The 17,458-nt window shown below is 65.5% G+C and carries 15 protein-coding genes; 5 read left to right on the top strand and 10 right to left on the bottom strand.

What is annotated here, in order from left to right; genetic code table 11:
* Positions 1–195 precede the first annotated feature (195 nt).
* The gene (locus tag NCO8_RS12340; RefSeq protein ID WP_174550258.1) at positions 196–486 is read left to right on the top strand and encodes a hypothetical protein; all 291 of its coding nucleotides are present in this window, start codon (positions 196–198) and stop codon (positions 484–486) included.
* Between the two features lie 31 nt (positions 487–517).
* On the top strand, positions 518–1,714 hold the full coding sequence (locus NCO8_RS12335) for a GNAT family N-acetyltransferase (RefSeq protein WP_067639072.1): 1,197 nt from the start codon (positions 518–520) through the stop codon (positions 1,712–1,714).
* 1 nt (position 1,715) lies between these two features.
* Here NCO8_RS12335 and NCO8_RS12330 read toward each other — a convergent pair whose 3' ends face one another.
* The gene (locus NCO8_RS12330; protein WP_067639070.1) at positions 1,716–2,966 is read right to left on the bottom strand and encodes a serine hydrolase; all 1,251 of its coding nucleotides are present in this window, start codon (positions 2,964–2,966) and stop codon (positions 1,716–1,718) included.
* Between the two features lie 864 nt (positions 2,967–3,830).
* Between NCO8_RS12330 and NCO8_RS12325 the strand changes: the two genes are divergently transcribed.
* Complete coding sequence (locus NCO8_RS12325; protein WP_067639068.1) at positions 3,831–5,348, top strand: SulP family inorganic anion transporter; 1,518 nt, start codon at positions 3,831–3,833, stop codon at positions 5,346–5,348.
* 1 nt (position 5,349) lies between these two features.
* A complete protein-coding gene (locus NCO8_RS12320) occupies positions 5,350–5,757 on the top strand; it encodes a MerR family transcriptional regulator (protein WP_067639066.1) in 408 nt (135 codons plus the stop codon).
* 235 nt (positions 5,758–5,992) lie between these two features.
* Here the strand turns inward: NCO8_RS12320 and NCO8_RS12315 are convergent, their stop codons facing one another.
* Complete coding sequence (locus tag NCO8_RS12315) at positions 5,993–6,649, bottom strand: TetR/AcrR family transcriptional regulator (RefSeq protein WP_067640067.1); 657 nt, start codon at positions 6,647–6,649, stop codon at positions 5,993–5,995.
* A gap of 137 nt (positions 6,650–6,786) precedes the next feature.
* On the opposite strand from NCO8_RS12315, the gene NCO8_RS12310 reads away from it, so the two are divergent.
* Positions 6,787–8,166, top strand: coding sequence for an MFS transporter (locus NCO8_RS12310; RefSeq protein WP_281201979.1), 1,380 nt, complete (start codon positions 6,787–6,789; stop codon positions 8,164–8,166).
* Between the two features lie 275 nt (positions 8,167–8,441).
* Here the strand turns inward: NCO8_RS12310 and NCO8_RS12305 are convergent, their stop codons facing one another.
* The 8 genes from NCO8_RS12305 to arsA form a co-directional block, all read right to left on the bottom strand.
* A complete protein-coding gene (locus tag NCO8_RS12305; protein WP_067639062.1) occupies positions 8,442–10,484 on the bottom strand; it encodes a PhoX family protein in 2,043 nt (680 codons plus the stop codon).
* Between the two features lie 121 nt (positions 10,485–10,605).
* Positions 10,606–10,980 (bottom strand): ArsR/SmtB family transcription factor, encoded by a 375-nt coding sequence (locus tag NCO8_RS12300; protein ID WP_067639060.1) that lies wholly within the window; start codon positions 10,978–10,980, stop codon positions 10,606–10,608.
* 13 nt (positions 10,981–10,993) lie between these two features.
* On the bottom strand, positions 10,994–11,806 hold the full coding sequence (locus tag NCO8_RS12295) for a response regulator transcription factor (RefSeq protein WP_067639058.1): 813 nt from the start codon (positions 11,804–11,806) through the stop codon (positions 10,994–10,996).
* Complete coding sequence (gene pstB, locus NCO8_RS12290) at positions 11,790–12,668, bottom strand: phosphate ABC transporter ATP-binding protein PstB (protein ID WP_084457139.1); 879 nt, start codon at positions 12,666–12,668, stop codon at positions 11,790–11,792. Before pstB ends, NCO8_RS12295 begins: the two co-directional genes overlap by 17 nt.
* Positions 12,669–12,690: 22 nt before the next feature.
* Positions 12,691–13,581 (bottom strand): phosphate ABC transporter permease PstA, encoded by an 891-nt coding sequence (gene pstA, locus NCO8_RS12285; RefSeq protein WP_067639056.1) that lies wholly within the window; start codon positions 13,579–13,581, stop codon positions 12,691–12,693.
* Entirely contained in the window at positions 13,581–14,510 is a 930-nt protein-coding gene (gene pstC, locus NCO8_RS12280) for a phosphate ABC transporter permease subunit PstC (protein ID WP_245655326.1), read from the bottom strand. Before pstC ends, pstA begins: the two co-directional genes overlap by 1 nt.
* A gap of 53 nt (positions 14,511–14,563) precedes the next feature.
* A complete protein-coding gene (locus NCO8_RS12275; protein ID WP_067639052.1) occupies positions 14,564–15,520 on the bottom strand; it encodes a PstS family phosphate ABC transporter substrate-binding protein in 957 nt (318 codons plus the stop codon).
* Between the two features lie 158 nt (positions 15,521–15,678).
* On the bottom strand, positions 15,679–17,457 hold the full coding sequence (gene arsA, locus NCO8_RS12270) for an arsenical pump-driving ATPase (protein ID WP_067640061.1): 1,779 nt from the start codon (positions 17,455–17,457) through the stop codon (positions 15,679–15,681).
* Position 17,458: the final 1 nt, after the last annotated feature.

Genomic DNA, 17,458 nt, shown 5'->3' with positions numbered 1-17,458 from the left:
CGCCAATTCGTGCCGTTTGAAACGGGCACGCCGGTTCAATACCCATGTCAGGGCGCGGAGGTGGCCTGCGGAGTGTCGCGCACGCCACCCGACCCGCCTGAGGTTGAATATTCAATAGATCTGGCTCTACCGCGTCACGCGTTCTCGACATCGGCGTCACAACGAACAACCGACGAAGGAGCAACGATCGTGAGCATGATCCTGGCCGCTGTGCACGACACCTATGGCATCGTTCTCGCGCAGGTGGGCAACCCGACGCCGGAGGCGCCGCCCATGGCCGACAAGGTGCTGCAGCTCGGCCGGTACTTCACCTGGATGATTCTGCTGTCCGGCGTCACCGCCATCACCTACGGCGGCGGCCGCTTCGCCTGGGAGAAGTGGAACGGCGGCGGCCTGCAGTCACCCAAGATGATCGCCAGCGCGATGGCGGGTGGCGCGGTCGCCACCAGCGCGGGCACCATCATGAACGCGGTCATCGGAGCCTGATCCGCCCGCGCCGATCGGGCACAGTGGTGGAGTGAGTGTTCACGTAGCCACCCTGCACACCGACGAAGATCTCCATGCGGCGAGCGCGGTGTTCCGCGCGGCGATGGTCGGCCTGCCACCTTCCCCGCCCGACAGCGACCACCTGTCCGAACCCGGACGCACGCTCGGCGCCCGCATCGACGGGCAGTTGGTCGGCACCGCCGAGTCCTATACGAGCTGGCTGGTAGTGCCGGGCGGCACGCGGGTGCCGCACGCCGCCGTCACCCATGTCGGTGTCCTGCCAACCCATACGCGCCGCGGCGTGCTCACCAGCCTGCTGCGCACCCAGCTCCACGACATCGCCGACCGCGGTGAAGTCGTCGCCACCCTGCGCGCGTCGGAGGGTTCCATCTACGAACGCTTCGGCTACGGAGTGGCCAGTTCCTTCGCGACCTTCGACATCCGTCGCTCCCGTGCTCGCCTGCGTGACACCGTGCCCGGCTCCGGGCCGGTGCGGTTCGTCGAGCCTGGTCAGGCCTGGAAACTGTTCCCGCAGATCTACGCCACCGCCGATGTCTCCTGGACCGGTGCGATCGCCCGTCCCGAGTACTGGTGGACACGGCGCGAACTCGGCGCGACCCCGCCGCTGTACACCGTGACGCACGGCCCCGCCGGTGCCGAGGACGGTTTCGCCCGCTACCACCCCGTCGACACCGCGAGCTGGTTCACAAGTCCCGAACGGGTGATCGTGGTGGACGACCTGGTGGCGACCACCCCGCAGGCCTACATCGGGTTGATCCGACACCTGCTCACCGTCGATCTGGTCGACAAGATGACCATTGCCTTCGCCCCGGTCGATGCGCCGCTGCGGCACCTGTTCGCCGACGAACGCGCGGTCCAGGTCGCTGCCGTGCGAGACGAGACCTGGTTGCGGCTGGTCGATGTGGCTGCGGCGCTGGCCCGTCGTATCTACCGGGACGCGCCGCCGGTGATCATCGAGGTCGACGACGCGATCCTGTCCGCCAATACGGGCAGGTACCGGGTCGCAGCCGACGCGGTTACCCGCGTGGACGACGCACCCGACGTGAGCGTCGATGTCGCCACCCTCGGCGCGGTCTACCTCGGCGGGTCGACGTGGGCGCAACTGGCCCTCGCTGGCCGCGTCGTCGAGCACCGCCCCGGCTCCGTGGACGCCGCCGACGCCCTGTTCGCCACGCCCACACAGCCTTTCAGCGGCACCTTCTTCTGATTCACGGACGGAAGAGCTGCTCGCTGGGGCCGAGCGGACGCAGGGTTCGCGACACCTGGGCGACCAGTTGCCACGGTCGCTTCGCGTCGGTCGAGGCTTTGCCGCTGGTGAGGATTGCCCCGGACAGTCCGCGGATAGGGTCGGCCCAGCCGTACTGGGTCGTCAAACCGCTTCGCCCGAAATGGAATTCGGTGTCGAGGCCGAACTTCGATCGCCGCGCGCCCAGTTCGAAACCGGCGCGGCTCACCCGGCCCGCGGCACCGGGCATGCGGTCCGCCGGGCTGATCGCCGTGCGCACGGTGTCGGGTTCGAGGATCCTGATTCCGTCCAATTCGCCACCCCGCGCGAGGATTTCGTAGAACCGGGACAACTCCTCGGCGGTGGTCACCAGGTTGCCCGACGGCAGTTCGGCGGTGAGGAAGGCGTCGTTGGTCGCCTTGGACGCCTTGTCCATGCGCCCGCCGACCGCCTTGTTCGTCAGGAACAGCATCAGCCGCGAAGGCGGGGGACCAGTCTTGACGCTCGGCACCACCTTGTCGACGTCGGCCGGGTCGACCCCGAAGTTGTTCCAGCGGAAGCCCAGTGGCGTGAGGACCTGCTCGGCCAAGTGCTCGCGCATCCGCTTGCCGGTCGCCCGCTGCACGAGCAGCCGCTGGATGAGCCCGCTCGTCAGCGCGTGATACACGCGGAAGCGCCCCGATGGCCAGCTGGGCCGCAGTGCGATGAGCGCCTCGACCGCGAGGTCTTCGTCGATCGCCAGCTGCGCCCCCTGGTAGGGCGGGGTGATGAACGGGATGCCCGCCGAATGCGACAGCACATCACCGATGGTGATTGCGCCCTTGCGATGCGAGGCGAACTCCGGGATGTAGTCGCACACAGGATCGTTCGCCGCGAACGCACCCTGCTCGATCAGGATCGACATCACCGTCGCGGCAACACCTTTCGCGGTGGAGAACCCGCAGAACGGTGTCTCCGGGGTGGCGAGGATCTTCTCCGCATCGGGCCCGTCGGTAGGTGCGTTGCCCCACCCGTGCCCGATGGCCCGGTTCAGCACGATCTTCCCGTTGCGGCGCAGACACACCTGAATGGCCGGTGTGGTGCCCATCGAATACCAGTCCCGCACCGAGGCCCACAACGCCTCGACATCTGCACGGGTGGACCCGGCGTCGGCCGGATCGTCCTCGTACCCGACGGTCGTCACCGAGTCCAGATCGTCGGCAATTGTCACCAGTGCGCCGCCAAGAGCGTTCATCAGGCCAGCCTACCGACGCCGGCTCCTGACCTGCTCCCATCAGTGAAGCACGCTCACGTCAGCGGTCGCCATTCGTAAGGCACGCGGCCAAAGCTCTAACCAGCGTCGCAGGTTCGATTCCCCGGCGGGGCGCATCGAAGATGGGAACGGAGACGACCTGCGGTTTTCGCGCGGTCAGCTAAGGATCGAAGCCGACTACGGGCTGTAGGCGGGCGCTGTGGTGATCATGAGATATGTGAATTGACCGCAAACCGGACGCGAGGTCGCTCGTGCCGCTACACGACCCGACACCCGCGATCGGCACGGAAACTGGTGCGGTTCGTGGGCTTCGCTATCGACGGCACGCTCAAGGACTACCGCGAGGTCAGACGTTACGCGCGCCGAGGAACGTCAATGAATCGTTCGCAGCGCCTACCCGCATAGGATCTTCGCCCGGCACGCCCACCGTGGCGCTCACGCTGTTCGGCAGGCACCGCTACGCCGACCCCTATAAAGAGTCCAACGAGGTCGGTTCGATTGGGAACGCGGAGCGTGAGGTGGGAGCCGGGACTGCGGTTGGTAGTCGAGGTCTTCGTCAGCGCCGACATGCCATAGCGTCGCCGCATCCGGATGCAGAGCCGTTGCTATGCCGGGTGAGACATAAGACACGATCTGGCGCTCTGCCTTGCAACCATACCCTCCCGTAAAGGTAGGGTTTCGATCGCGGAACGGTAGCTGATGTATCTGCCAATGCGGTCAGTACGAGTCAGCCTTCACCCTTGCGAGGTGTTCTCTCGCATCCCGATGACTTTCTGTCCGATGTGTGCCCGAGGCGCTGGCGTCCGGGTGCACCTGCGTGCGCGTGATAATTGGAATGGAGTGCCGATGGTGTCGACGACACATCGACCGGTTGATGAAGGATCGGTACTGGTCGCGTTGCGCAGCCCGAAACGGCTGAAGACCGAGGTGCTGGCCGGTTTGGTGGTCGCGCTGGCGTTGATCCCGGAGGCGATCTCGTTCTCGATCATCGCCGGGGTCGACCCGAGCGTCGGTCTGTTCGCCTCGTTCACGATGGCGGTGACGATCGCGATCGTCGGTGGTCGCCGGGCGATGATCTCGGCCGCGACCGGTGCTGTCGCTCTGGTGATCGCACCGGTGGTCGCCGAACATGGCCTGGACTACCTGATCGCGACGGTGATCCTCGCCGGTGTGCTGCAGATCGTGCTCAGCGTGGTCGGCGTCGCCCGGCTGATGCGGTTCATTCCGCGCAGCGTGATGGTCGGGTTCGTCAACGCCCTCGCCATCCTGATTTTCACCGCGCAGATCCCGCACCTGCTCGGAGTGCCCTGGCTGGTGTATCCAATGGTCGCGCTGGGCATCGTGATCATGGTGTTTCTGCCCAAGCTGTCGAATGTTGTTCCGGCGCCACTGGTCGCGATCGTGCTGCTCACCGCGGCCACCATCGTGTTCTCGCTCAACGTGCCCAATGTCGGCGACGAGGGCGAGTTGCCGTCGAGTCTGCCGTCCTGGCTGATCCCCGACGTCCCCTTCACCCTCGACACGTTGAGCATCATCGCGCCCTACGCGCTGGCGATGGCGCTGGTCGGCCTGCTCGAGTCGTTGATGACGGCCAAGCTGGTCGACGACATCACCGATACCCATTCCGACAAGACCCGTGAGGGCTGGGGCCAGGGTGTGGCCAACGTTGTGACCGGTTTCTTCGGTGGCATGGGCGGTTGCGCGATGATCGGCCAGACCATGATCAATGTGAAATCCTCCGGTGCGCGCACCCGCATCTCGACGTTCCTGGCCGGGGTGTTCTTGCTGATCCTGGTCGTCGGACTCGGTGATGTGGTCGCGCTGATCCCGATGGCCGCATTGGTCGCGGTGATGATCATGGTCTCGGTCGGCACCATGGACTGGCACTCGATCGCCCCGAAAACCCTGCGGCGCATGCCGATCGCCGAAACCACCGTCATGGCGGTCACCGTCGCGGTCACCGTGGCGACCCACAATCTCGCCTACGGCGTGATCGCCGGCGTGCTCACGGCGATGGTCGCGTTCGCTCACCGAGTCGCGCACTTCACCGAGGTCGACAAGGTTTCCGACTCCGACACCGATCACGACGGTGCCATCGACACCCGCGTCTACAAGGTGCGCGGAGAGTTGTTCTTCGCCTCGAGCAACGACCTGGTCTACCAGTTCGACTACGTCGACGATCCGGCCAATATCGTGATCGACATGTCGGATGCGCACATCTGGGACGCCTCGACCGTGGCCACCCTCGACGCGATCACCACCAAGTACGAGTCCAAGGGCAAGAACGTCGAGATCATCGGACTCAACGCGGCCTCGGAAGCACGTCACGACAGGTTGTCCGGGCACCTGGTCGGAGGGCACTGAGGTGGGTACCGACGCCGGCGGTTACCTGCAGATCGGGCAGGTCGCCGAGCGCACCGAGCTCTCGCTCAAGTCGATCCGCCACTGGGACGAGGTCGGGCTGGTCCAGCCCTCGGCCCGCTCGGCGGGCGGGTTCCGGCTTTATACCGAGGCCGATGTCAATCGGGTGCTGGTCATCCGCCGGATGAAGCCCCTCGGATTCACCCTCGCGGAGATGAAGCAGTTGCTCGACGCGGTCGACGTGCTCGACGACCCCTCGGCCGACCCGGCCGCGCGGGAGGCGGCGCAGGCGGATCTGCTCACGTTCCGGGACAAAGCTGCCGACAGCGCCGACCGGCTACGGAAGCATCTGGCCTACGCCGAGGAGCTCACCGACTTGCTCACCACACGCTCCTCGGAACCCCCTGCATGAACTGACTGCTCGCCGCCGTATCGCCGGACTTCCCCGGTGGGGCCATCGATCCGAATGACGACGATCCCGGCGAGGATGGCGGCCGCGATCGCGGCGAGTGGGTATCCGGTGGTGAATGGAGGCCGCCATCAGCGGCCCGAACATCAGCGGCGACCCGAACTGGCTGGTGAACATCGCCGTGCCTGACAACGAGGTCGTCGGCCCGTTGCCGGGCGGCCGGTGGTCCGCCAGTCGGTCAGTGCTCGTCGGCAGGTTCGTGACTGCCCGAGGTCGGTGCTTGCTGCGACGGTTCAACCGTGAAGACTCGATCGAGGTGATATCTCACCACTGCGGTGGCGGTGCTCGCGCTGTGCTGGCCGATGAGCACACTCGTGCCGAGGCCGTGGGTGAGCATGACCAGTCGGGTCGCTTCGGCGGCCACCTCGATGCCCTCAGCGAGCTCGCCTAGCCGTTGCGCCTGGCCGAGTGCCTGAGCGATCCGCCCTTCGAGACGGTCGATGTTCGCGACGAAAGGGTGTTGCGCGAGTTCGGGATCGGTCATGGCCAGGACCGCGTACGAGGTGCCGATCAGATGGAAGGCGCGGCTGGGTGCGTCGGTGGGTAGGGCTTCGGCGCAGAATGCCTCGACGAGCACGCGGCTCGGTGGGGGATCGGGCAGGCCGGCGAGTCGCTGTTGCCATCGAGTGTGGCTGAGCTGTTCGAGGTGGTTCAACGTACCGGTGAGCAGCTCGGCCTTCGTAGCGAAGTAGTACTGCACGAACCGTATCGAGGAACCGGCTTCGGCTGCCACGGCGCGAATCGTCACCGCGTGTAGCCCGTCTCGGGCAGCGACCCGTACGACCGCATCGGCGATTTCGGCCCGTCGTTGGGCGTGGTCCACGGTTCTGGGCACGGCATCCCCTCTCGACGGCACCACCATCTCGGTGATACACATGTATTGGATACAACTGTATCAATCGGGAGGTGGGTATGCGGCGACCCGATACAGACGAGAGAGCGGCGGCCGTTCCGGCACGCGCGGTCGCGCTGATGTCGGTGGTGTGCGCGGCGCAGTTCATGGTGGTGCTCGACGTCTCGGTGGTGAATGTTGCGTTGCCGTCGGTGCGGACGTCGCTGGGCTTCACCGATTCCGGGCTCGGGTGGGTGGTCAACGCCTATGCGCTGGTGTTCGCGGGCCTGCTGCTGGTCGGTGGTCGCCTGGCCGACCTCTATGGGCGCAAGCACGTTTTCCTCGCCGGGCTGTTGCTGTTCACCCTCGCGAGCCTGGTCGGTGGGCTGGCTTCGACGCCGGGGTGGCTGATCGGCGCCCGCGCCGCCCAAGGGGTAGGTGCGGCGGTGCTGGCCCCGGCGACGCTGACGATCTTGACCACGAGCTTTGCCGAGGGGCCACGACGAACGAAGGCCCTCGCGGCGTGGGCCGCGATCGGCCTGGCGGGCGGGACGGCAGGCAATCTCCTTGGAGGTGTCTTGACCGAATTCTGGTCGTGGCGGGCCACCTTGCTGATCAACGTGCCCATCGGGGCGCTCGCACTGGCGGCTGCGGTCGGCGTCATCGCCCCGGACTCGCCGATCCGGTCCCGGGTTCGCCTCGATGTCGCCGGGGCTACGTTGGTGACGTGCGGGCTCGTCGCGATCGCCTTCGGGTTCGGCGAGGCCACGGCACAGGGATGGTCGGCGCCGATGACCCTCTCGGCGCTCGCGGCCGGGGCGGCGCTGTTGACGGTGTTCGTGATCGTCGAGGCGCGATGGGCACGGGCACCGCTGGTTCCGTTGTCGTTGCTGCGGATTCGGTCGGTGGCGGTCGGCAATCTCGCGATGCTGCTGGCTGGGGCGTGCCTGAATCCAATGTGGTTCTTCTTGGCCTTGTCGATGCAGAACATCCTGGACTACACCGCGATGCAGACCGGGCTCGCGTTCCTGCCTCACACGCTCGTCACCATAGCCGTCGGCACCCAGGTGACTCCATGGTTGATGCGCCGGGTCGACGCTCGGGTCCTCATCATTGGCGGTGCGCTACTGGCAGCGTCGGGATTTGTATGGCAAGCCCAGCTTGACGAAAACAGCACCTACGTGATCGGAATCCTTGGCCCCGCAATCATTTTCAGTGTCGGTGCCGGACTGCTGAACACTCCGCTCACTGCCGTCGTCAACGCGGGAGTACCTGTCGCTGACGCCGGTGCGGCGTCCGGGCTGATGAATATGACCAAACAAGTCGGGGCAGCACTCGGCCTGGCGGCGCTGCTCACCACAGCCACGGGTGCCGACCATGGATACGGTCGAGCCTTCTGGCTGATCGCAGTCGCCATGCTCGCGGTTGCTGCGATCGCGGCGGCACTGCCCGCTCAGCGCGACCAGGAGCAAACGGTGCCGCGCCGCCGTCGGGCGATCACGAGGTCGACCGGGGAGTGAAGGCGTCGGCGACCGTGATGTGCGCGGTGGTCAGGTGAGAGCGCTGGGCAGGGCGACGAAGGCTTCCTCGACGCGGGCGACCAGTCGCAATGCGGTTGTGCTCTCGTGGGCGCGCTAGACATGATGGCGTTCGCCAAGCCCACCGAGTGATCAGAACAGCACTTTATGCCAACTTCCAGCGAAGCACTGCCCAAAGAGATGTTTGTCGCGACCTGGCGTGGAACGGCTGCGAGCACAGGTGTCCCGGCCGCAATCGGCCGGGACAACCATCGGGCCTATCGGCCGATACGGCCGCCGTTCTTCTTCCAGACGACAACGACCGACGCGCGTGGCTGAGTGCTACCGCCGTCGGGCCAGTGGGAGGTCGGGTTGTCGGTGGTGGCGGTGTCGGATTCGCCGGGGTGCTGCACGCAGACGAGGACGCGGTTTTCTTCGATGATCGGGCCGCAGGTTTCGGCGCCGATGGGCACGGTGAGGAATTGCTTGGTCTCACCGCGGTTGGGTCCGTCGAGGACCACCGAGAACAGGCCGTCGTTGGATTTGAGGGCGTTGCCGTCGGTGGAGATCCATAGGTTGCCGTAGGGGTCGAAGGCGAGGTTGTCCGGGCAGGAGATCGGGCTGACCTTCGACTTGTCGAAACCGGCGAAGTAGGTGTCGGCGGCGGCAGGGTCGCCGCAGACCAGGAGCAATGTCCAGGTGAAGCTGGTGCCGGTGTGGTCGTCGGTGATTTCGAGGATCTGGCCGTTCTTGTTCTGGTTGCGCGGGTTGGCTTCGTCGGGACCGGCGTAGCCCTCCTTGCCGCGGTTGCTGTTGTTGGTCAGCGCGACGTAGACCTTGCCGGTCTTGGGGTTGGGCTGGATGTCTTCGGGGCGGTCCATCTTGGTGGCGCCTGCCTTGTCGGCGGCGAGGCGGGTGAATACGGCGACTTCCGCGGCGTTCATGCCCTCGACGAGGGATTTGCTCTGTCCGTCGGCACGGGCTTCCAGCAGTGGAAGCCACTGTCCGGTGCCGGTGAAACCCTTGTCGGAGGGGACTTCTCCGGTGCCGTCGATCTGGGTGGGGTGGTCTCCGGTGATCTTGGCGACGTAGAGGGTGCCCTCGGACAGAATGGTCATGTTGTGGCGGCGGGCGGCCGCTCCGTTGCCGGACTGGATCTTCTTCGAGGATACGAACTTGTACATGTACTCGAAGCGTTCGTCGTCGCCCATGTACAGCACGACGGTGCCGTCGTCGGTGACGTGGATTTCGGCGCTCTCGTGTTTGAACCGCCCCAGTGCGGTGTGCTTGACCGGGGTGGAGGACGCGTCCCAGGGGTCGATCTCGAGGGTCCAGCCGAATCGGTTGGCTTCGCTGGGTTCCTGGGCGACATCGAATCGTTTGTCGAACCGTTCCCAGTGGCGCGGTATGTCGACCTTGCCGACGCCGTAGCGCTTGTGGCGGGCCGCGATAGTCGGGTCGGTGGCTTCCCCGGCGAAGTAGCCGTTGAAATTCTCCTCGCCCGAGAGCACAGTGCCCCATGGGGTGACACCGCCGCCGCAGTTGTTCAGTGTGCCGAGAACCTTCGTTCCCGTAGCATCGACGGAGGTTTTGAGCAGGTCGCTGCCCGCGGCGGGGCCGGTGAAACCGATTTCGGTGGTCCCGGTGATGCGCCGGTTGTACTTGCCGAAGCCCGGGGTGAGCTTGCCGGAATCGGCGTGACCCTGGACCTCGATGACGGTCAAACCGTGTGCGGCCAAGGCGATCTCGTACTGTTCCCGGGTGACCGAGTCGGGGGAGAAGCCGCGAAACATCATCGGCTCGGTGGTGTACTCGTGGCTGACCACCAGCAGGTATTTGTGCGGTGCGCCCTCGATGGGCAGTAGCGCAGCGTAGTCGGCGTTGAACCCGAATTGTTTGGCCTGAGCCGCTGCGGTCTGGTTGTCGAAGTCGAACGCAGGTGCGTCGGCGAACACCGAATCACCCCAACGGATGACGACCTGTTGTTCGTACCCGTCGGGGATCATGACCTCGTCGCGGGTGTTGGGTGCGACGGCGGTGAAGTCGGTCCCGATCCCGGGCGATCCCGCCGGATCGGTGGTGGCGTCGTCGCCGCAGGCGGCCAGGACGCTGCCCGCACCGACCGCGAGGACGGCGACCGCGCCACCTTTGAGCACGCCGCGGCGAGACAGGGTCGAGACGATGTCGCCGAAGTAGCCCCCGTCGGAGGTATTGGAGACCTCGTGGAAGCATGCGTTGCCGCACTTGTACTGGCACGTCATAGAAGCGCGCGACGACTGCCCGTCGTGCTTCACGAACAGGGCGAGTGGTTTGAGGGTCACAAAATCTCCCGAGGATTCTGAACAAGACGACCAGGCTGGATCGGCATATTTCGATCCTGGGGGCTGCGTACGACCGATCAAGGAACGGCCGGTGAATCTCCGATGGATATGAAGGGGCGGATCAGCAGCTGCAGTCGGTGCTCGGCTTGGCGCGCAGGGGTCCACCGGCGCGCAGGATGAGTTCCATCTCGTCGAGCGCTTCGTGGACGACGCTGTACCAGCTCCACGTTCCGCGACGGGCCCGCGAGAGAACCCCAGCGTCGACGAGGATCCGCAGGTGGTGGCTGAGGGTGGACTGGGCGAAGTCGAATTCTTCGGCCAGGTCGCAGAAGCATGCCTCGCCGTCGGGGGACTGCCGCACCAGGGTGAGGAGTTTGACGCGGATGGGGTCGCCGAGGGCTTTGAACAGGCGTGCGGCGACAGCGGGTTCGTGACCGGTGAGGGTCGCGACCGCGGTGTCGCCGTGCTGTTCGGTGTCCTTCGGTGACGATGCCATGGTGACATGGTGCTCATTCGCGGTGAACGTTCGGTGAACGTGGCGGCACGTCGAACTGGTATCCGAGCCGACGGATCGCTCGGATCCATTGCGGATTGTGTTCGTCGTCACCGAGGCGTCGTCGTAACCGCAGGACGTGCACGGTCAAGCTGTTGCTCGAGGTGGGGCGGTCGCCCCATAACGCTCGGATGAGGTCCTTGCGGGGTATCACCGCCCCTCTGCGGTCGGCCAGGTAGCGCAGCAGCAGGAACTCCATCGGCGGCAGCATTATCTGCTGTCCGTCGAGCCAGATTCTGGGTGCGGCGCCGTCGATGCGCAACCGGCCCAGATCGATCACCATCGGGTGGATCGTGATCTGTTCGGACGTGGTCGACAACGACCGCAGGATCGCCAGGAGTTCGCGGCTACGGTAGGGCCGGGGTACCACCGCGGTCACGCCGTGCTCGGCGGCTTGGGCGGCGAACACGCCGTCACCGGGTCCTGCGGCCACGAGGACCGGGATGCCGGGTTCCTCCGCGCGCAGGATCTCGAGGAAATCGATCGCGGACAGCCGCCCGGATGTCGGTCCGAGCAGCACCGCGTCCGGGCAGGTCCGCCCGAGGACGAGCAGGGCGTGTGCCGGGTCGGAACACACTCGCAGTTCGATGGGCTGACCGGCCAGGTCCGCTTGCAGTGTTCGCGCGGTCTGGGTCTCGTCGACGACGAGTACCGTCATCTGTTCCCGGGTGGTGCCGGTGAGGCAGGCACGGCGGCGCGCTTGGAACTGCGAGTAGCCCGATTCCCATGCATCGGTGAGTGGGTCGTCCATCTCAACCGAACCGGCCACTGATGTAGTCCTCCGTTCGCGGGTCGACGGGATTGCCGAAGATCTGCTCGGTAGGCGCGTATTCGACCAGGGCGCCGGTGCGTTGGCCCTTGTCGTCCGCGGCGGCGGTGAAGAACGCGGTGCGCTGGGAGACGCGGGCGGCCTGCTGCATGTTGTGGGTGACGATGATGATGGTGAATTCCGAAGCCAGTTCGGTCATCAGATCTTCGATCTTGCCGGTGGCGATCGGGTCCAGCGCCGAACACGGCTCGTCCATCAAGATCACCTCCGGGGAGGTCGCGATCGCCCGGGCGATACACAGCCGTTGCTGCTGACCGCCCGACAGGCCGAAGGCGTTGTCTTTGAGTTTGTCTTTGACCTCGTCCCAGAGCGCGGCGCCGCGCAGGGCCCGTTCGACGAGGTCGTCCATGCTCTCGATCTTCATGCCCGTGACGCGGGGGCCGTAGGCGATGTTGTCGTAGAGCGACTTCGGGAACGGATTGGCCTTCTGGAACACCATCCCGATACGGCGGCGGACCTCGATGACATCGACACCGGCACCGTAGATGTCGGCGCCGTGGTAGGCGACGCGGCCTTCGACGCGGGCGCCGGGAACGAGGTCGTTCATCCGGTTCAAGCACCGCAGCACCGTGGACTTTCCACAACCCGACGGCCCGATCAACGCGGTGATCTCTTTGCTGCTGAACGACATGTCGACACCGGAGACAGCCCGAAAGTCGTTGTAGTACACCGACAGCTGACGCAGGCTGATCACACCGTCTGGCTGCCCACCCACGGCGGGCAGCGGTCGCGAGGCCTCGATCTTGATGCTGGGCGAGCGGCGACCGCGGTCGGCGGTGAGGTGGGAATCGGCTGTGGTCATGGTTTTCTCCTTCATGACGGGGTCACCATTGGCGCTGGTAGCGGTTGCGAAGCCAGATCGCGACAGCGTTCATGGCCAGCAAGACGATGAGCAGGAGCAGGATTGCGGCGTAGGCCAGATCGCGGAAGGCCTGGCGGTCCTGCGGTACGAGGTTGTAGATCTGCACGGGCAAGGTGGTGTAGCGGGAGAAGACCCCGTCGGGATTGAAGGTGACGAAGGTCGTGGCACCGACCAGGATCAGGGGAGCCGCTTCGCCGATGGCTCGCGACAGCGCCAAGATCGAGCCGGTCGCGATACCGGGGATCGCCGAGGGCAGTGTCTGCTTCCACGTGGTCTGCCAGAGAGTGGCACCCAATGCCATGGAGCCGTCACGGATTTCGCGAGGAACCGCGCGCAATGCTTCGCGAGTGGTGATGATGACGACCGGAAGGATCAGCAGCGCCAGTGCGATCGCCCCGGCCAGGACGACACCGCCGATGGAAGCCGGGCCACGCACCACGAACGCGAGGGTCAAGATGCCGTAGATCACCGTCGGCACAGCCGCCAGATTCTGAATGTTCAACTCGACCAAACGATTCCAGCGCGAACGAGGATCTGCGTACTCCTCGAGATACACAGCGGCGGCGATCCCGAGTGGCAGTGCGAAACCCGCCGTCAGCACGCACACCCACAGAGTCCCGTACAGCGCCGAGGCGACTCCGGAGGTTTGCGGGGTGATCTTGGAGGGCTGGTTGGTGACCAGGTCCAGGTGGAAGCGGGCGATGCCCTTCTGCACGATGATCGCGAGCACGAAGAACAAGAACACGCACACGATCGCCAAGCTCGCCCACAGCAGCATCGCGAAAATCGTCGACGGCGCGGAACTGCGGTTCTTACCGGTCAGATCGGGGCGGATGATGGATGTCGAGGTCATCAGTAGGCCTGCCTGTACTTGCGGACCAGCCGGATGCTGATCATGTTGATCACCAGCGTGATCACGAACAACAGCGCGCCGACCGCGAACAGCGAGTAGTACACGGGGCTGCCCTGGGGTGCGTCGCCGCTGGCGATCTGGGCGATGAACCCGGTCATGGTCTGCGCTCCCTCACGCGGATCGAACGACAGGTGCGCTTTGCTGCCCGCGGCGATCGTGACGATCATCGTTTCGCCGACAGCCCGGGAGATGCCGAGCACGATCGCGGCGACGATGCCGGAGAGCGCGGCGGGGAAGACGACGCGCAGTGTGGTTTGCATCCGGTTGGCGCCCAGCGCGTAAGAGCCCTGACGCAACGCCAACGGCACCGCCGACATCGCGTCCTCGCTGAGCGAGGCGACCGTGGGCACGATCATGAAGCCCATCACGATGCCCGGGGCCAGGTTGGTATAGATCCCCTGGAATTCGAAGATGGTGCCGAGGATCGGTGTCAGGGCGGTGAGTGCGAGGAATCCGTAGACGACAGTGGGGATGCCGGCCAGGATTTCGAGCAGCGGTTTGAGCACTTTGCGCACGCGAGGTGAGGCGTATTCGCTGAGATAGATCGCGACGCCGAGGCCGAGCGGGACCGCGACGGCGAGCGCGATCAGGGTGATCATCAGGGTCGATACCACCAAAGGCAGCACCCCCCAGGACTTGTCGTCCCAGGTGAACTTGTCACCGAAGGCCGCGGTCCATTCGGTACCGAACAAGAACTCGCCCAGCCCGACGTGCTGAAAGAACGTGCCGAGCGGTAGTACCAGCGACGCCACGATTCCCACGGTGACGATCACCGAGAAGAAGGCTGACGACATCAGCACCACTTTGATGATGCGTTCACCGACCCGGGCCGACCGGGCGCTCAGGTCGGCGGGTTCTCCTTGCCACACGACGGGATGGCCCCCCGCAGTCGAGGGGCCATCGGTCGTGCGGTGACCAACGGTCACTTAGCGCCTGCCTTGGCCTTGAGATCGGCCAGCGCGGCGCGGGTCTTGTCTTTCTGTGCGTCGGTGAGCGGCACGAACTTCGCGGCCTCGACGATGGCGTCGTTGCGGTCGATGTAGAACTCGGCGAACTTCTCCACCTGCGGCTTCTTCACACCGGTGTCGGAGACATAGATGAACAGCGGGCGCGCCAGCGGCTTGTAGGTGCCGTCCTGAGCGGCCTCGACCGACGGCGCGACGCAGCCGTTGCCGCCATCGATCTGGACGGCCTTGAGCTTGGATTCGTTCTCCTCGAAGTAGGAGAAGCCGAAGTACCCCAACCCGCCCTTGGCGCCCGCCACACCCTGGACGGTGATGTTGTCGTCCTCGGTCGGGTTGTAATCCTTGCGGCTGTCGCCTTCCTTGCCGTTGATCACACCGGTGAAGTAGTCGAAGGTGCCCGAGTCAGGGCCCGCGCCATAGAGATTCAGCGGCTCGTTCGGGAACGACGGATCGACCTCGTTCCAGTTCTTGACAGTCGAGGACGGTTCCCAGATCTTCTTCAGCTGCGCGACGGTCAGGCAGTTGGCCCACGTATTGGACTTGTTCACCACCACGGTCAGTGCGTCGTTGGCGACGTGCAATTCGCTGAACTGCACGTTCTTGTCGGTGCACAACTGCTTCTCGGCGTCCTTGATCGGACGCGAGGCGTTGGAGATGTCGGTTTCACCGACGCAGAACTTCTTGAAACCGCCGCCGGTGCCGGAGGTTCCGACGGTGACCTGAACATCCTTGTGGTCCTGCATGAACAGCTCGCCTGCCGCTGCGGACAACGGTTCGACGGTGCTCGACCCGTCGATCACCACGGGGCCCGACAGGGAAGGCCCGGCCGGATCGCTGCCGCATGCGGACAGGGCAAGGGTCAGTGCCGCGACGGCGCTTGCGGCGGTCAGGTGCACGCGGGTTCGCTTGGTCATGGGTGGGGCCTCCAGTCGTTGCCCGGATCCGGTGTGTGCCACCGGATCCCTCATCTCGGGACCCTTGAATCCAAATATTTCGATGTGAAGCCGAGGTGAACGGACGACGACTCGACACCCTATGTATCGATAAATTTCGATTCAGCCGGAGGTGTTGATCAACCAGGCCTGCGGGTGGTGGCCTCGCCGGACAACTCGGCCAGTCGTTCGGGACCGACCGGCTCTCGACTCGACATGGGCACCACCGCATGCCGGTGGCTGTATCGGGTTGCCACCGCCTCGATGTGGGCGGCCTCGGTCGCGGCTCGGGCACGGAGCAATGCGTCGGTGGGGCATGCGGCGGCGACGGAGTTGTTCAGCACCCATGCCCAGGGCGTGATCGCCGCGCGTTGCAGATCTGCGCACAGTTCGACGGATTCGAGCAGAGGCGTCGACTCCGGGGAGGTGACGACGAGGATTTTGGTCTGGGTGGGGTCTTGGAGGCGCATGAGTGGTGTGGTGAAGCTGCGGTCGGTGCCGAGGTTGCGGCTGATCTCGCGGTGGTAGGCGCCGGTGGCGTCGAGCAGCAGCAGGGTGTGTCCGGTCGGGGCGGTATCGACGACGACGAAGTGCCGTCGCGACTCGTTGACCAGGCGTGAAAAGGCTTGGAACACCGCGACTTCCTCGGTGCACGGCGAGCGCAGATCCTCGGCGAGGGCGGCGCGACCTTGCTCGTCGAGATCGGTGCCGCGGGTGCGCAGCACTCGCTGGCGGTACTGCTCGGTTGCCGCGACCGGGTCGATGCGGGACACCTGCAACGTAGTGGGGGTCTCACCGAGCGCGTTGTCCAGATGTGCGGCGGGGTCGGTGGTGCTCAGGTGTACGTGGTGGCCGCGGGCGGCCAGGGCTGTCGCGATCGCCGCGGCGATGGTTGTCTTGCCGACGCCGCCTTTACCCATACACATGATCAGGCCGTGGTCATCGAGAGCGAGTTCATCGATCAGCGCCGACAAGGGCGCGGGTTCGATGAAGGTTTCACCGGCGGAAGTGGTCTCGGCCACCGGCGTGGTGGGGGTGAACAATGTGCTCAACGCCGCTACCCCGATCATTTCGACGGGTTTGAGCGTGATCTGCTCGCAGGGGAGTTGGGTGAGCGATGCCGGCATCCCCGCGAGCGCGGCCGATTCTCGGCGACTGATCGCGGCAGCGAGGTCGTCCTCGGTATCGGTGTGCGGCAGAACAGCGTTGACAACCAGGTGACCGGCGCGGACTCCGATGTCGGTGAGTTCGTCGTAGGTGCGGGCGACTTCGCGCAGCGCGGCGGCTTGGGCTCGGGCAACAAGGATCAGTCGCGTGCGCTGCGGGTCGGTGAGCGCGCGCACGGCCGCGGCATAGGTTTCGCGTTGGGCGTCCAACCCCGACAGCGGTCCCAGACAGGAGGCGTCGCCGCTGCCCTGCAAGTAATCGGTCCATGCTCCGGGCAGCTGCAGGAGCCTGATGGTGTGTCCGGTCGGGGCGGTATCGAACACGATGTGATCGAACTGTGCGAACTGGTCGGCGGCCGGGTCGAGCAGCGAGGTGAACTCGTTGAACGAGGCGATCTCGGTGGTGCACGAACCGGACAACTGCTCGGTGATGGCGTCGATCTCGGCTGCGGGCAGCAATCCGCGCACCGGGCCGACGATCCGCTCGCGGTAGGCTGCCGCGACCTGGTGCGGGTCTATCTCCAACGCCCACAGCCCGGTCACCGCCGGGATCGCTGTGACCGACGCGCCGATGGTCGTGCCGAACACATGGCCGATGTTCGAGGCGGGATCGGTGCTGACCAGCAGCACACTGTCACCGGCGCGAGCCAGTGCGATCGCCGAGGCGCAGGCCACCGAGGTTTTGCCGACCCCGCCCTTCCCGGTGAAGAACAGGAACCGCGGGGTATCGGTCAGAAAGGCGGGAGTATCCACG

It is taken from the genome of Nocardia coubleae NBRC 108252 (genome assembly GCF_001612805.1).
Lineage (GTDB): Bacteria > Actinomycetota > Actinomycetes > Mycobacteriales > Mycobacteriaceae > Nocardia > Nocardia coubleae.
This window is presented reverse-complemented; position numbering and strand designations above follow the sequence as displayed.

Bases quoted from the DNA above. Each gene is read 5' to 3' on its own strand.
- NCO8_RS12340 (WP_174550258.1), top strand. From the start codon at position 196: ATGATCCTGGCCGCTGTGCACGACACCTATGGCATCGTTCTCGCGCAG.
- NCO8_RS12330 (WP_067639070.1), bottom strand. From the start codon at position 2,966: ATGAACGCTCTTGGCGGCGCACTGGTGACAATTGCCGACGATCTGGAC.
- NCO8_RS12325 (WP_067639068.1), top strand. From the start codon at position 3,831: ATGGTGTCGACGACACATCGACCGGTTGATGAAGGATCGGTACTGGTC.
- NCO8_RS12310 (WP_281201979.1), top strand. From the start codon at position 6,787: ATGTCGGTGGTGTGCGCGGCGCAGTTCATGGTGGTGCTCGACGTCTCG.
- NCO8_RS12300 (WP_067639060.1), bottom strand. From the start codon at position 10,980: ATGGCATCGTCACCGAAGGACACCGAACAGCACGGCGACACCGCGGTC.
- pstB (WP_084457139.1), bottom strand. From the start codon at position 12,668: ATGACCACAGCCGATTCCCACCTCACCGCCGACCGCGGTCGCCGCTCG.
- pstA (WP_067639056.1), bottom strand. From the start codon at position 13,581: ATGACCTCGACATCCATCATCCGCCCCGATCTGACCGGTAAGAACCGC.
- NCO8_RS12275 (WP_067639052.1), bottom strand. From the start codon at position 15,520: ATGACCAAGCGAACCCGCGTGCACCTGACCGCCGCAAGCGCCGTCGCG.